Annotated in this window: 15 protein-coding genes; 4 read left to right on the forward strand and 11 right to left on the reverse strand. The window is 72.3% G+C overall.

Going from position 1 to position 13,242, the window contains the following annotated elements; all coding sequences use genetic code 11:
- Window positions 1–315 precede the first annotated feature (315 nt).
- The 7 genes from truB to rimP form a co-directional block, all read right to left on the reverse strand.
- The gene (gene truB / locus ACIQOU_RS13525) at window positions 316–1,221 is read right to left on the reverse strand and encodes a tRNA pseudouridine(55) synthase TruB (RefSeq protein ID WP_401536773.1); all 906 of its coding nucleotides are present in this window, start codon (window positions 1,219–1,221) and stop codon (window positions 316–318) included.
- Complete coding sequence (gene rbfA, locus ACIQOU_RS13530) at window positions 1,218–1,688, reverse strand: 30S ribosome-binding factor RbfA (RefSeq protein WP_401536774.1); 471 nt, start codon at window positions 1,686–1,688, stop codon at window positions 1,218–1,220. The genes truB and rbfA overlap by 4 nt, the downstream gene beginning before the upstream one ends.
- A gap of 37 nt (window positions 1,689–1,725) precedes the next feature.
- Window positions 1,726–2,019 (reverse strand): DUF503 domain-containing protein, encoded by a 294-nt coding sequence (locus ACIQOU_RS13535; protein ID WP_093825422.1) that lies wholly within the window; start codon window positions 2,017–2,019, stop codon window positions 1,726–1,728.
- Window positions 2,020–2,172: 153 nt separating this feature from the next.
- Complete coding sequence (gene infB / locus ACIQOU_RS13540) at window positions 2,173–5,277, reverse strand: translation initiation factor IF-2 (protein ID WP_401536775.1); 3,105 nt, start codon at window positions 5,275–5,277, stop codon at window positions 2,173–2,175.
- A gap of 148 nt (window positions 5,278–5,425) precedes the next feature.
- Complete coding sequence (locus tag ACIQOU_RS13545; protein ID WP_401536776.1) at window positions 5,426–5,722, reverse strand: YlxR family protein; 297 nt, start codon at window positions 5,720–5,722, stop codon at window positions 5,426–5,428.
- A 102-nt stretch (window positions 5,723–5,824) separates the two neighbouring features.
- Window positions 5,825–6,811, reverse strand: a complete 987-nt coding sequence (gene nusA, locus ACIQOU_RS13550) for a transcription termination factor NusA (protein WP_401536777.1) — start codon at window positions 6,809–6,811, stop codon at window positions 5,825–5,827.
- 2 nt (window positions 6,812–6,813) lie between these two features.
- Complete coding sequence (gene rimP / locus ACIQOU_RS13555; protein ID WP_401536779.1) at window positions 6,814–7,317, reverse strand: ribosome maturation factor RimP; 504 nt, start codon at window positions 7,315–7,317, stop codon at window positions 6,814–6,816.
- Between the two features lie 202 nt (window positions 7,318–7,519).
- Here rimP and ACIQOU_RS13560 point away from each other — a divergent pair, with 202 nt between their 5' ends.
- From ACIQOU_RS13560 to ACIQOU_RS13570, 3 genes are read left to right on the forward strand one after another with little or no spacing between them, the layout of a single operon-like run.
- Entirely contained in the window at window positions 7,520–8,071 is a 552-nt protein-coding gene (locus ACIQOU_RS13560) for a hypothetical protein (RefSeq protein ID WP_401536780.1), read from the forward strand.
- Entirely contained in the window at window positions 8,068–8,568 is a 501-nt protein-coding gene (locus ACIQOU_RS13565) for a ferritin-like domain-containing protein (RefSeq protein ID WP_401536782.1), read from the forward strand. The genes ACIQOU_RS13560 and ACIQOU_RS13565 overlap by 4 nt, the downstream gene beginning before the upstream one ends.
- Before the next feature lie 59 nt (window positions 8,569–8,627).
- Window positions 8,628–9,527, forward strand: a complete 900-nt coding sequence (locus ACIQOU_RS13570; protein ID WP_401536783.1) for an aminoglycoside phosphotransferase family protein — start codon at window positions 8,628–8,630, stop codon at window positions 9,525–9,527.
- A gap of 103 nt (window positions 9,528–9,630) precedes the next feature.
- Here ACIQOU_RS13570 and ACIQOU_RS13575 read toward each other — a convergent pair whose 3' ends face one another.
- From ACIQOU_RS13575 to ACIQOU_RS13590, 4 genes are read right to left on the reverse strand one after another with little or no spacing between them, the layout of a single operon-like run.
- A complete protein-coding gene (locus tag ACIQOU_RS13575; protein WP_401536785.1) occupies window positions 9,631–9,846 on the reverse strand; it encodes a ferredoxin in 216 nt (71 codons plus the stop codon).
- 1 nt (window position 9,847) lies between these two features.
- Window positions 9,848–11,065 (reverse strand): NADH-ubiquinone oxidoreductase-F iron-sulfur binding region domain-containing protein, encoded by a 1,218-nt coding sequence (locus tag ACIQOU_RS13580; protein ID WP_401536787.1) that lies wholly within the window; start codon window positions 11,063–11,065, stop codon window positions 9,848–9,850.
- On the reverse strand, window positions 11,062–11,643 hold the full coding sequence (locus tag ACIQOU_RS13585; protein ID WP_401536788.1) for a ferric reductase-like transmembrane domain-containing protein: 582 nt from the start codon (window positions 11,641–11,643) through the stop codon (window positions 11,062–11,064). The genes ACIQOU_RS13580 and ACIQOU_RS13585 overlap by 4 nt, the downstream gene beginning before the upstream one ends.
- Entirely contained in the window at window positions 11,640–12,833 is a 1,194-nt protein-coding gene (locus ACIQOU_RS13590; RefSeq protein ID WP_401536789.1) for an FAD:protein FMN transferase, read from the reverse strand. Before ACIQOU_RS13590 ends, ACIQOU_RS13585 begins: the two co-directional genes overlap by 4 nt.
- Window positions 12,834–12,845: 12 nt before the next feature.
- Here ACIQOU_RS13590 and ACIQOU_RS13595 point away from each other — a divergent pair, with 12 nt between their 5' ends.
- Entirely contained in the window at window positions 12,846–13,235 is a 390-nt protein-coding gene (locus ACIQOU_RS13595) for a hypothetical protein (protein ID WP_401536790.1), read from the forward strand.
- Window positions 13,236–13,242: the final 7 nt, after the last annotated feature.

The following is a 13,242-nucleotide window of genomic DNA, read 5'->3' on the forward strand; positions in this document are numbered from 1 at the left end:
GTGCGGGAGGAGGGGGTGGGGGGTGCGCCGGGGGGCGCGGGCAGCGCGGTGGGGTGCGCGCCGGTGCGCGCTACGGCGTCCGGTGCGCGTGGGCGAGGCGGTGGCGTCGCGTGCGCGCCGGTGAGGGCTTGTCGCGCCCGTGCGGTGGAGGCGCCTGCCGCCAACGGGCCGCGCCGCTCAAGGGGCGTTGCCGCAGCGCCTGTTGGGGGTTGCCGGACGCGTGACCGAAGGGTGGCCCGGCGGACCGCCCCCACAGCCACCCCTCAACTCCCCCAAGAACGCAGCCCTCAGTCCCCAGCCCTCAGCCCCCAGATCTCAGGCGAAGACAGCCAGGCTCTTCGCCTTGCCCCGCTGTTCCTCCACCAGCGCAAGGAACGTGCCCTGGGGGTCGAAGACCGCCACCGCGCCCGTGCCCGCGTAGGTCTCCGGCATGTCGAGGCGGACGCCGTTGAGGAGGAGGCGGGCGCGGCGGGTGTCGACGTCCCAGCGGGGGAACGCGGCACCGGCGGCGTCGGCGACGGGCATCACCGTCAGCTCCTGCTGGAGCTGGTCCAGGGTGCGCGCGGTGTCGATCTTGTAGGGGCCGACCCGGGTGCGGCGCAGCGCGGTGAGGTGGCCGCCGACGCCGAGCCCGGCGCCCAGGTCACGGGCGAGGGCGCGGATGTAGGTGCCGGAGGAGCAGACGACGGAGACGACGAGGTCGAGGACGGGGGTGCCGTTCTCGGCGACGGCCTCACGGACGTCGTAGACGGTGAACGAGGAGACGGTGACCGGACGCGCCGGGATCTCGAACTCCTCGCCCTCGCGGGCCCGCTTGTAGGACCGCACGCCGTTGATCTTGATGGCGCTGACCTTCGAGGGGACCTGCATGAGGGCGCCGGTGAGCTGGGCGATGCCCGCGTCGATGGCGTCCCGGGTGATGCCGGAGGCGTCGGTGGACGAGGTCAGCTCGCCCTCGGCGTCGTCGGTGAGGGTGTCCTGGCCGAGCCGGATGGTGCCCAGGTACTCCTTCTCGGTGAGCGCGAGATGCCCGAGGAGCTTGGTCGCCTTCTCGACGCCGAGGACCAGCACGCCGGTCGCCATCGGGTCGAGGGTGCCGGCGTGCCCGACCCGCCGGGTCCTGGCGATGCCGCGCATCTTCGCGACGACGTCGTGCGAAGTGAAGCCCGACGGCTTGTCGACGATGACAAGGCCGTCGGGCGTGGTGTGCTTCTCGGTCATTTGGCGGCGTCGCCGTCCGTCTCGTCGGCCTCGTCGGCTTCGTCGTCCTCGGGCTTGCGGTACGGGTCGGCGTCACCGGCGTACCGGGCACCGGCCGAGGCCTCACGGACCGCTTCGTCGGCGGCGCGGGCCCGGTCCAGGAGGTCCTGGATGGTCTTCGCGTTCTCCGGCAGGGCGTCCGCGACGAAGGTGAGGGTCGGCGTGAACTTCACGCCGGCCGCCCGGCCGACCTCGGAGCGCAGGATGCCCTTGGCGCTCTCCAGTCCGGCGGCGGCCTCCTGCCGCTCCTCCTCGCCCCCGTACACGGTGTAGAAGACGGTCGCCTCCCGCAGGTCGCCGGTGACTCGGGTGTCCGTGATGGTGATGTGCGAGCCGAGCCGCGGGTCCTTGATCCCGCGCTGTAGCTTCTGCGCCACCACCTCTCGGATGAGGTCCGCCAGCCTCTTGGCGCGCGCGTTGTCGGCCACTGGTCCGTCTCCTTAGTAACTTCTCTTGCTTGTTGCTTCAGTCTTCGTCGCTGTGGAGCCTGCGTCGAACCGACAGCAGCTCCACCTCGGGCCGCGCGGCGACCAGGCGCTCGCAGCGGTCGAGTACGTCGGTGAGGTGCTCGGTGTCCCCGGACACCACCGCGAGTCCGATCTCGGCCCTGCGGTGGAGGTCCTGATGGCCCGTCTCGGCCGCGCTCACCGCGTACTTGCGGTGCAGCTCGGCCACGATCGGGCGGACGAGGGAGCGTTTCTCCTTCAGCGAGTGGACGTCGCCGAGGAGCAGGTCGAAGGACAGGGTCCCCACGTACATCTGTGTCTCCGGATGTCCCGCCGGTTCGGGGTACGGGCACCGCCGCTCGGGCACCGATACGCCGAACGGTACACGCAACGGCCGGGGCCGATCGACGGGATTTCCCGTGAGGGAAGTGCCCCGCCGATCGGCCCCGATCGCGTGCTGTGCAGGTCAGACGCGCGGCTTCTCGCGCATCTCGTACGTCGCGATGACGTCGTCGACCTTGATGTCGTTGAAGTTGCCGAGGTTGATACCGCCCTCGTAGCCTTCGCGGATCTCGGTGACGTCGTCCTTGAAGCGACGCAGGCCCTCGATGTTGAGGCTCTCCGCGATGACCTTGCCGTCGCGGACGAGTCGGGCCTTGGTGTTGCGCTTGACCTCGCCCGAGCGGACCAGGACACCGGCGATGTTGCCCAGCTTCGACGACTTGAAGACCTCGCGGATCTCCGCCGTGCCCAGCTCGACCTCTTCGTACTCCGGCTTGAGCATGCCCTTGAGGGCCGCCTCGATCTCCTCGATCGCCTGGTAGATGACCGAGTAGTACCGGACGTCCACGCCTTCGCGCTCGGCCATCTGCGCGGCACGACCGGCCGCACGGACGTTGAAGCCGATCACGATGGCGTCCGAGCCCATCGCCAGGTCGATGTCCGACTCCGTGACCGCACCGACGCCGCGGTGCAGGACCCGGATGTCGACCTCTTCGCCGACGTCGAGCTGGAGCAGGGACGATTCGAGCGCCTCGACGGAACCAGACGCGTCACCCTTGATGATCAGGTTCAGCTGCTGGACCTCGCCGGCCTTGAGCACCTTGTCCAGGTCCTCAAGGGAGACACGGCGCGTGCGCTTGGCGAACGCGGCGTTGCGCTCACGGGCGGCACGCTTCTCGGCGATCTGACGGGCCGTACGGTCCTCGTCGACGACCAGGAAGTTGTCGCCCGCACCCGGGACGTTGGTCAGGCCCAGGACCTGGACCGGCGTCGACGGGCCGGCTTCGGCGACGTTGTTGCCGTTGTCGTCGAGCATGGCGCGCACCCGGCCGTAGGCGTCGCCCACGACCATCGTGTCGCCGACCCGCAGCGTGCCGCGCTGGACGAGGACCGTCGAGACGGCGCCTCGGCCACGGTCGAGCCGGGACTCGATCGAGATGCCCTGCGCGTCCTGGTGCGGGTTGGCCCGCAGGTCGAGCGAGGCGTCCGCGGTGAGGACCACGGCCTCCAGCAGGGAGTCGATGTGCAGACCCTGCTTGGCGGAGATGTCGACGAACATGGTGTCGCCGCCGTACTCCTCGGCCACCAGACCGTATTCGGTGAGCTGACCGCGCACCTTGGTCGGGTCGGCGCCCTCGACGTCGATCTTGTTGACCGCGACGACGATCGGGACGTCGGCGGCCTTGGCGTGGTTGAGCGCCTCGACCGTCTGCGGCATGACGCCGTCGTTGGCGGCGACGACGAGGATCGCGATGTCCGTCGACCGGGCACCACGGGCACGCATGGCGGTGAACGCCTCGTGACCCGGGGTGTCGATGAACGTGATCTTGCGCTCTTCGGCGTTGACCTCGGTCGCGACCTGGTAGGCACCGATGTGCTGGGTGATGCCGCCGGCCTCGCCCGCGATGACGTTCGTCTTGCGGATGGCGTCGAGGAGTCGGGTCTTGCCGTGGTCGACGTGACCCATGACGGTGACGACCGGCGGACGGACCACGAGGTCGTCCTCGTCGCCCTCGTCCTCGCCGAACTCGATGTCGAAGGACTCCAGCAGCTCGCGGTCCTCCTCCTCCGGGCTGACGATCTGAACCGTGTAGTTCATCTCGCCGGCGAGCAGGTGGAGCGTCTCGTCGGAGACGGACTGCGTGGCCGTGACCATCTCGCCGAGGTTCATCATGACCGCGACGAGCGACGCCGGGTTGGCGTTGATCTTCTCGGCGAAGTCGGTGAGCGAGGCACCGCGCGACAGACGAATGGCTTCGCCGTTGCCGCGAGGCAGCATCACGCCGCCGACCGACGGGGCCTGCATGGCCTCGTACTCCTGGCGCCTCTGCCGCTTCGACTTGCGGCCACGACGGGCCGGACCGCCGGGACGGCCGAAGGCACCCTGCGTGCCACCGCGACCACCGGGGCCGCCGGGACGACCGCCGAAGCCTGGACGGCCACCGCCGCCACCGAAGCCGCCGCCCCCACCGGGAGCGCCGCCACCGGGACGACCGGCGAAACCGCCGCCGCCACCCGGACGGGCGTTACCGCCGCCACCGGGACGACCGGCGAAGCCGCCGCCGCCACCGGGACGGGCACCGCCGCCACCGGGACGCGCACCCGCGCCGGGACCGCGACCGCCACCGGGGCCACCGCCGGGACGGGGACCCGCAGCGGGACGCTGCGGCATCATGCCCGGGTTGGGACGGGGGCCGCCGGGGCCGCCACCGGGACGCGGACCACCCTGCGGGCGGGGCATCCCGGACGGGCTCGGACGAGCGCCACCGGGAGACTGCGGACGGGGACCGCCGCCCTGGCCACCGGGGGCCTGCGGACGAGGACCGGCGCCGGGGGCACCGGGGCCGCCCGGACGCTGACCGCCCTGCGGACGCGGCGACTGCGGACGGGCCATGCCCGTGGAGCCGCTGGACGTGAAGGGGTTGTTGCCCGGACGGGGTCCGGCCGGACGGGCGCCACCGGGACGCGGGGCACCCTGGCCGCCGGAGCGCGGCGCGCCCTGACCACCGGGACGGGACTGACCCTGGCCCTGACCGGACGGCGCGGGACGGCCACCGGGCTTGGGGGCGCCGGGGCCGGGACGCGCGCCGGAGCGCGGGCCCTCACCGGAACGCTGACCCTGCTGGGGGGCCGGGGACTGCGGGGCCGGCGCCGACGGCGGAGCGGTGAACTCCGGCGTGGTGGGCGCGGTCGGGGCCGGACGCGGCGCGGGCTTGGGGCCCGGGGTGGGCCGCGGACCCGGAGCAGGCGCGGACGCCGCCGGGGCCGACGGCTGCTGCGCCTCGGCGGGCTTGGGTGCGGCCGGCGGCTTCGGGGCAGCCGGACGCGCCGCCTGCGCCTGGGGCGCGGCGGGCCTGGGGGCTGGGGTCGCCTTGCGGGGGGCGGGCTTCGCGGCGGACTTGCCGTTGCCACCGCCCTGGAAGGCGTCGGTCAGCTTGCGTACTACGGGCGCTTCGATCGTCGAAGACGCCGAACGGACGAATTCACCGAGTTCCTGGAGCTTGGCCATGACGGCCTTGCTCTCCACGCCGAACTCCTTGGCGAGTTCGTAGACCCGGACCTTAGCCACTTCGCTCCTCTGAGGTCCGGGTTGCGTCCGGACCGTCGCTAGTTCATGGGCGTACTCATCGCGTACTCATCGAGTGCTCATCGCAATCTCGACCTGCTTTCGACTCGCGAGGTACCAAGCCGCACGGGGGTATTCCGTGCGACACGTCTTACGGTGTTGCCTCCTCGGCAACGGTTGCCTGCTCCACGTATCGGCGCAACGCCTTTATGTCGAGCGTTCCCGGTGCGCGCAGTGCCCGCGGGAACGCCCGGCGGCGTACCGCCTGGTCGAGACAGACCAGGGCGAGGTGCACGTAAGCACCTCGGCCGGGCAGCGTACCGCGATGATCGGGGACGCATTCACCCTCGATCTCCACGATGCGCAGCAGATCCTGCTTGGCCGCTCGCTGCCTGCACCCCACACAGGTGCGTTCAGGGCATGCGCGGGCTCGCGTCCGGCCAGACACTCCTAAGTCTACCTCCCCGTAGCGACCTCACCCCTTGGGGGCAAAGATCGAACAGTTGCCGTGCCAAGAACTGTCGTGATCTCAGCGACGTGCGGCTTGGATCTATTCCTCGGGCTGCTCGGTGTCCGGCCGGATGTCGATCCGCCAGCCGGTGAGGCGGGCGGCGAGGCGGGCGTTCTGCCCTTCCTTGCCGATCGCCAGGGACAGCTGGTAGTCCGGCACGGTGACCCGGGCTGACCGGGCGGCGAGGTCGACGACCTCCACCTTGGAGACGCGGGCCGGGGAGAGCGCGTTGGCGACCATCTCCGCCGGGTCGTCCGACCAGTCGACGATGTCGATCTTCTCGCCGTTCAGCTCGCCCATGACGTTGCGGACCCGGCCGCCCATGGGGCCGATGCAGGCGCCCTTGGCGTTCAGGCCGGAGCGGGTGGAGCGGACGGCGATCTTGGTGCGGTGGCCGGCCTCGCGGGCGATGGCGGAGATCTCGACCGAGCCGTCGGCGATCTCCGGCACCTCAAGGGCGAACAGTTTCTTCACCAGATTGGGATGTGTGCGCGAGAGGGTCACGGACGGACCGCGCACGCCCTTCGCCACCCGGACGACGTAGCTGCGCAGCCGCAGGCCGTGCGGGTACGTCTCGCCGGGCACCTGCTCCTGCACCGGCAGGATGGCTTCCAGCTTGCCGATGTCGACCAGGACGTTCTTCGGGTCGCGGCCCTGCTGGACGACGCCCATGACGATGTCGCCCTCACGGCCCGCGTACTCGCCGAGGGTCGCGTCGTCCTGGGCGTCCCGCAGCCGTTGCAGGATGACCTGCTTGGCGGTGGAGGCGGCGATGCGGCCGAAGTCCGACGGGGTGTCGTCGAACTCGCGGGCCTCCTGCCCCTCCTCCAGGTCTTCCGGGTCCTCCTTCGCCCACACGGTCACATGACCGGATTCCCGGTCGAGCTGGACGCGCGCGTGGCGGCGGCTTCCCTCGGTGCGGTGGTAGGCGATGAGGAGAGCGGACTCGATCGCCTCGACCAGCAAGGGGAAGGAGATCTCCTTCTCCCGAACCAAGCCCCGCAGGGCGCTCATGTCGATGTCCACGGCTACGCCTCCTCTTCCTTCTCGTTCTTGTCCTTGCGGTTGAACTCGACCTGCACGCGCGCCTTGTCGATGTCCGGGAAGGCGACGCGCCTGGCGGTGGGCTTGCGGCCCTTCACGCCGGGCACCTCCAGGTCGAGTCCGTCCTCGTCCACGGTCAGAATCCTGGCCACCAGCTCGGCGCCGTCGGTCAGTTGGAACTTCACCAGGCGGTCCACGGCGCGGGCGTAGTGGCGGTGCTCGGTGAGGGCGCGCTCGGCGCCCGGGGTGCCGACTTCGAGGGTGTACTCGTCGTCGCCCATCGCGTCGCTCTCGTCGAGCTTCGCCGAGAGCGCGCGGCTCACATCGGCGATCTGGTCGAGGTCGGCGCCGTCGTCGGAGTCGACGACCACACGGAGTACACGCTTGCGTCCGACGGAGTCCACCGCGATCTCTTCGAGGTCCAGTCCCTGGGAGCCGACCAGCGGTTCCAGCAGTTCTCGCAGCCTCTCGCTCTGGGTGGTGCTCATCCGGGTGACTCCTCGGCCGCGTGTGCTGTTGTGGGTAGGTCGCGTGTCAGGTCAAAGGGTATCCGGTCGCGGGGTGTGTTGCCGTCCACCCCGGGCGGCGGCGGTGGGGCTGAGGGGCGATCGGCGGGGGCGCGGGTACGGTGATCACGGCGGGCCGCCCTTCCCCGCCCGTGTGTTCGTACGAGCCCCGAGGACGCCTGCCGTGCCGTTCCCCCATCTCCCGCGCACCCGCACAGACCCCCGCAGAAGAACCGTGCTGGCGTCGGCCCTCGGCGCCGTCGCGGTAACGGGCTGTTCGTCGACGTCCGACGGGGAGAGTTCCGGGGGGAGTCAGGCCGCGTTCCAACGGGTGCGGGCGCGGGCGGCGCGGGACAGCGCGGGGCTGCTCGATCGGTACGACGCGACGATCGCCGCGTTCCCGGCGCTGCGGGGGCGGCTGGCGCCGTTGCGGGCGGAGGTCGCCCGGCACGCGGACGCGTTCGGCTGGAGCGCCGAGAAGAACGCGACGCGCGCGAAGAGCGCGGCGGGAACGGCGTCCCCCTCCCCCACGGCCACGCGCCCCGCGAGCGAGCGGGACGCCCTCGCCGCGCTGGCCGCCCTCGAACGGACCCTGGCCGACCGGCGCACCGCCGCCGTCCTCGACGTGCCGGGCGAACCGGCCCGGCTGCTCGCGTCGGTCGCGGCGGCCGGGGCGGCGCATGTGTATCTGCTGACGGAGACCACCGGGACGAGCGAGAACGGGGCCGAGAAATGAGCGGGACGGAGCGGCGCGCGGTGCGCGACGGGGACAAGCCGGTGCTGGCGGCGCTCCAAGCGGCGCTGGGCGCCGAGCACGCGGCGGTGTACGGGTACGGCGTCGTCGGCGGCCGGGTCGGGCAGGCCCGGCGGGCCGAGGCCCGCTCGGCGTACGACGCGCACCGGGCCCGGCGGGACGCGCTGGCGCGGGAGGTGCGGGACGCGGGCGGGACGCCGGTGGCGGCGGCTGCGGGGTACGCGTTGCCGTTCCCGGTGCCGGACGCGCAGGCGGCGGTGCGGCTCGCGGCGGACCTGGAGGAGCGGGTGGCCGGGGTCTACTCGGACCTCGTGCGGGCCGCGTCGGGCGGGGTGCGGCGCACGGCGGCGGAGGCGCTGCGGGAGGCGGCGGTCCGTGCGGTGCGCTGGCGCGGGGAGAGCGTAGCCTTCCCTGGGCTGGTCGAACGGACGTCCCCCGCCGGGGCCTCGGCGACGCCGACAGCCGCGCCGACCGGGTGAGACGCGCGGGGCGCGCCGGGGGCCGGTGACCGACAGGACGGGAAAGGAACGACTCGCGCATGGCTTTCGAACCGCCGCAGCGTCTGGTCCGGGCGCTCGGTGAGACGGCGCCCGACGGTGATGCCTGGCTGGCGACCCTGCCCGAGACGGCCCGACAGGCCCTCGCGCTGCGCGAGTCGACGATGGAACGGGTGCAGGCCCCTGGCGGGCGCAGCAGCCTGGTCGTCCTGGTGCGGCTGAACGACGGCACGCCCGCCGTGCTGAAACTGGCTCCGCCCCGGGCCCGGCCGCAGAGCGAGCGGGTCGCGCTGGCGCACTGGGCCGGGCGGGGCGCGGTACGGCTCCTCGAACCGTTCGTCACCGAGGGCGAGTTGCTGTTGGAGCGGCTGCATCCCGATGTGTCGGTGCGGTCGTTGCCGGAGGCGCGGGCGTTGCTGGAGGCGGCGGGGACGTTGCGGCGGTTGTGGGTGGAGCCGCCGGACGAGCATCCGTTCGAGACGGTGGCGGAGCGGACGGGGCGGCAGGCGGTGGCGATGCGGGCGACTGCCGTCACCTGTCCCGGGGTTGCTCCTCTCGTCGAGGCCGCGCTCATGGCTCGGGACGAGTTGTTGGCGGTCGAGGTCGAACGGCGGTTGCTGCATGGGACGTTCCGGCAGAGCAAGGTGCTGTCCGGGGAGCGGTCGCCCTGGCTGGCGGTCGGGCCTGACCCGGTGGTCGGGGAGTGTGCGTTCGATCTGGCTCGGCTGGTCCGGGACCGGGTGGAGGATCTGATCGCCGTGCCGTCGGGGGCGTCCACCGCCCGGCGGCGGGTGAAGCGGCTCGCCGAGTCGCTGGAGGTCGATCAGGATCGGTTGCGGGGGTGGACGTTGTTCCGGGCCGTGGAGTCGGGGGTTCGGGCGTTGCGGGTGGGGCGGGGGCGGGATTCCGAGCAGCTCCTTGAGTTTGCCGGGTGGCTTTAGGCCCCTGGGCCGGGGGGCTCCGGGTGCGTTGCCGGGTGCCGGGCGGTGGGGCTGCTCGCGCCCACGCGGCGGAGCCGCATGGTGATACAGCCCCGCGCCCCTGTCAGGTGGGTTGTCCGGGCCTCAGTTTCAGGGCCAGGGTGGGGCAGGCCCTGGTGGCCTTGTGGGCTCTGGGGAGTGTGGTGGGTGAGAGGGGTGTCTCGGGGAGTTGGGGGTAGCCCCATTCGTCCAGGGTGATGTGGTCGGGGAGCAGTTCGGCGCAGAGGCCGTGGGACTGGCAGGCGGTCCAGTCGACTTCGACCGTGGTGGGGTGGGTCATCTCAGGTCTCCCTCGGGACGGGCAGCAGGGGGGTGTGGTCGGTCGCCGTGCAGACGCCGTGCGCGTGGGCGTCCACCTCCGCCGCGAACGTCGTCAACGCGCTGCGGGTCAGCCGGGTCGTGCCGTCGGGGTGGTGGCAGGCGCCCCTGCCCTCGACCAGTCCGGCCCAGCGGGCGATGTCGGTGCGGGCCGTGCCCTGGGGGCCCGGCGTGGCGAGGGTCTGGAAGGCGGCGGCGATGCGCGGCAGGCCGTTGAGGCAGGGCCCGCACTGTCCGGCCGACTGGAGCGCGAGGTACCGCAGGACGCGCGCGGTCTCGGTGACACCGCAGTGCCCGACCGGCAGCACCGCGAGGACCCCGGCGCCCAAGTAACCCGCGTCCAGCACGAGTTGGGCTGCCTCGGCGGCCGGAATCCAGGTGCCGTGGTAGCCGCCGACCAGCACGGCCGAGGCACCGGCGTCCAGCGGGAGAATACGGCTCAACGGCATCCCGAACGGCGCCTCCAGTACCCGGACTTCACGTCCCGGCACATGAACGGTGCACAGGGCGCTGCCCGGTTGGCGCGGGGTGCCCGCCTCCCGGAACCAGTCGGCCCCGTACCGGGCGATCAGCGCGAGGTGGGCGAGCGTCTCGACGTTCTGGACCAGGGTCGGGGCCCGGCGCACACCCCGTTCGCGCACCGGCGGGTCCTGGTGGGCGGGGAGTGCGGCGTTGCCCGAGAGGTACTGGGCGAGCGCCGAGGACTGGCCCGACAGGAACCGTTTCGGGACCCGTACGACCCGTACCTCCACCGGGTCACGTCGCGTGGTGAGCGCCGACTCCAGATAGGACGCGCCGTCCTCGACCGCGAGGCAGGCCTCCCCCGCGCCGACCGTGCGCGCCGCCAACTGGAGCCCGTCCAGCACCAGATGGGGTGACAGGCGCAGCAGCGTACGGTCCTTGCGGCTGGCCGGTTCGCCCTCCGCGCCGTTGGCGACCACCACCGGCGCCCGCCCGGTGCGCCGGCCCGCGTCAGCGACCGACACCAGCTTGCGGTGCGCGGGGAACGCCGCCCCGCCCCGGCCGGTGAGCCCCGACTCCGCGACCGTACGCAGCAGGGCGTCGGGATCGCCGTAGGTCAGCGGCCCGTAGCGCTGCTCGTGGGTGGCCAGGTCGGCCGGGGTGAGGCCGGGGGCCAGCAGGCGCGGCGACATGTGCAGGTCGGGGAAGGTCGCGGTCATGAGCGGGCTCCTTCTGCGGTGCGGAGGAGGGCGGCGGGGGTGCGGCGGGCGGCGCGGGCGGTGTGGGCGACGCGGATGCCGGACGCGGTGACGACGGTGGCGACGCAGGTGATCGTCAGCCAGGTCATCCAGTCGGCTCCGGTGTCCGTGCCGATGCCGATGCCGTGGATCAGGGCGATCGGCCAGGACGCGTACGCCAGCCAGTGCACGGCGCGCCAGGTGCGGTGGCCCAGCCTCGCCCGCAGCAGGCTCGTGATCAGCACCGCCAGCATCAGGTCGAGGGCGACCGTGCCCAGGCCCAGCCACAGGGGCTCGTAGTCCGCCACGAACGGGACGAGGACGTCGGTGAGGGTGATGTTCACGTACGTGTCGATCACCGCGAAGGTGATGTGCAGGGCGAGGAACGCTGTCGCTGAGAGGGAGAGGGTGCGGTGGAGGGAGGCGGTGCCGAAGCGGGGGAGGCCGGGGAGTTTTGTCCGCAGGCGGACGGCTGTTCCTAGGAGGATCACCAGGGTGAACAGGGTCAGGCAGACGGCGCCGGTGGCTCGGTTGGCGTACCAGAGGGTTTCCGACGTCATGACGTCACCTGCCGGTGGGGGGTGCGGGTGGTGTCAGGGGCGGTGCCCCCGAACCCCCCTTCGGCCTGAACGGCCTCGTCCTCAATCTCCCCCAGAGGGGGTACCCCCAGACGGGCTGGTTGGTTGATGCCGGCCTGCGCTGCCATGGTGCCCAAGAGATCTGGGGGCTGTGCCCCCAGGCCCCCCTTCGGCCCTGAACGGGCCTCGTCCTCAAACGCCGGACAGGCTGGATTGGGCTGGTCTGCGTCGCAAGTTGGCCAGCCGGGGGTGGTGATGATTTTGCCTGTGTGGGTTACCAGGCGGGCTGGGAAGCCTCTGGTTGTCAGCCAGTGGGGGGCCTGTTCGGCCTTGATCAGGGCTGCTGTGCTGGCTGTGTTGGCTTCGGCGCAGGTGGGGGCCGCTACCGAGACCGTGCGCCAGGGGGTGGGGGCCGGGAGGCCGGTGTGGGGGTCGAGGATGTGGTGGAGGGCCTGGCCGTCGCGGTGCCAGTGGCGGGCCGCTGTGCCGGAGGTGGCCAGGCCGCCGGTGTGGAGGCCGACCGTGGTGTGGGAGCCGTGCTCGGGTTCCTCGTCGACCGGGCCCGTGACGTCCTGGACGCGGATCTGCCAGCCGCCCGCCGGGGGTTCACCGGCCACCGCGGTGTCGCCGCCGAGGCTCACCAGTACCCCGCAGCCGGCCGTCGCCGCGAGCATCGCCGCCGCCCGGTCGGCCGCCCACGCCTTGGCCGTCGCGCCGAGGTCGAGGCGGACCCCGGGCGGGACGGTGACCGTGCCCGTCGTCCGGTCCAGGCGCACCGAACGCCAGCCAGGCACCCGCCGTACCGTCAGCCGTACCGGGCGGTCGTCCTCCTGGACGAGGGTGAAGTCGCGGTCGTAGCCGATCGCCTCCATCGCCGAGCCGACCGTCAAGTCGACGGCCCCGTCGGTCTGTTCGGCCGCGTCCAGGGCGAGGGCGAGGGCCTCGGCGAGCAGCGGGCTGACCCGTACGGGACGGCCCTGGGCGGCGTCGAGGGCGACGAGTTCGGAGTCGTCGCGGAATCGGCTGCACGCCGCGTCGACCTCGGCGAGATAGCAGGCCAGCAGCAGGTTGCAGGTCTCCAGCATGGCCGGATCGGTGACGACCAGGCGGACGGCGGTCCCCAGCGCCCGCCAGTCGGCGGCGGCCGTGACGCGCGCGGCGGTGCTGGTCACGACGCCCCCGAGGTGGAGTCGCTGGAGCCGCCGGAGCCGCCGGAGGATGAGGTCAGGCCGGACGATGAGGAGGAGGACGACGAGGAGTTGTCCGTTGTTGACTGCGAACTGTCCTCGGACGACGTCGAGTTGTCCGTCGTTGTCGACGAACTGTCGGTCGACTTCACGCTGTTGCTGGTCGTCGTCGACGATGCCTGGGTGTCCGTCTGCATCGTGCCGATGAGGGCGAACATTCCGGCCGCCGCGGCAAGGGTGATCGCCGCGGCGGTCGCCGCCGTCCGGCGGGCTCCTCTGCGGACCGCTGCCGCGGCACCCCGTTCTCTTCTGGTCATCGCCGTTCCCCTCCGTAGTGACGTCGTGTCACGTCCTACGGTCGGGGAACGGCCTGAGAGAAGTCTGTGAGGCTTCC

The organism is Streptomyces sp. NPDC091279 (assembly GCF_044757465.1).
Classification (GTDB): Bacteria; Actinomycetota; Actinomycetes; order Streptomycetales; family Streptomycetaceae; genus Streptomyces.

Coding starts and splice junctions, on each gene's coding strand:
- truB (WP_401536773.1), bottom strand. CDS start 1,221: ATGACCGAGAAGCACACCACGCCCGACGGCCTTGTCATCGTCGACAAG.
- ACIQOU_RS13535 (WP_093825422.1), bottom strand. CDS start 2,019: ATGTACGTGGGGACCCTGTCCTTCGACCTGCTCCTCGGCGACGTCCAC.
- rimP (WP_401536779.1), bottom strand. CDS start 7,317: ATGAGCACCACCCAGAGCGAGAGGCTGCGAGAACTGCTGGAACCGCTG.
- ACIQOU_RS13565 (WP_401536782.1), top strand. CDS start 8,068: ATGAGCGGGACGGAGCGGCGCGCGGTGCGCGACGGGGACAAGCCGGTG.
- ACIQOU_RS13570 (WP_401536783.1), top strand. CDS start 8,628: ATGGCTTTCGAACCGCCGCAGCGTCTGGTCCGGGCGCTCGGTGAGACG.
- ACIQOU_RS13575 (WP_401536785.1), bottom strand. CDS start 9,846: ATGACCCACCCCACCACGGTCGAAGTCGACTGGACCGCCTGCCAGTCC.
- ACIQOU_RS13580 (WP_401536787.1), bottom strand. CDS start 11,065: ATGACCGCGACCTTCCCCGACCTGCACATGTCGCCGCGCCTGCTGGCC.
- ACIQOU_RS13585 (WP_401536788.1), bottom strand. CDS start 11,643: ATGACGTCGGAAACCCTCTGGTACGCCAACCGAGCCACCGGCGCCGTC.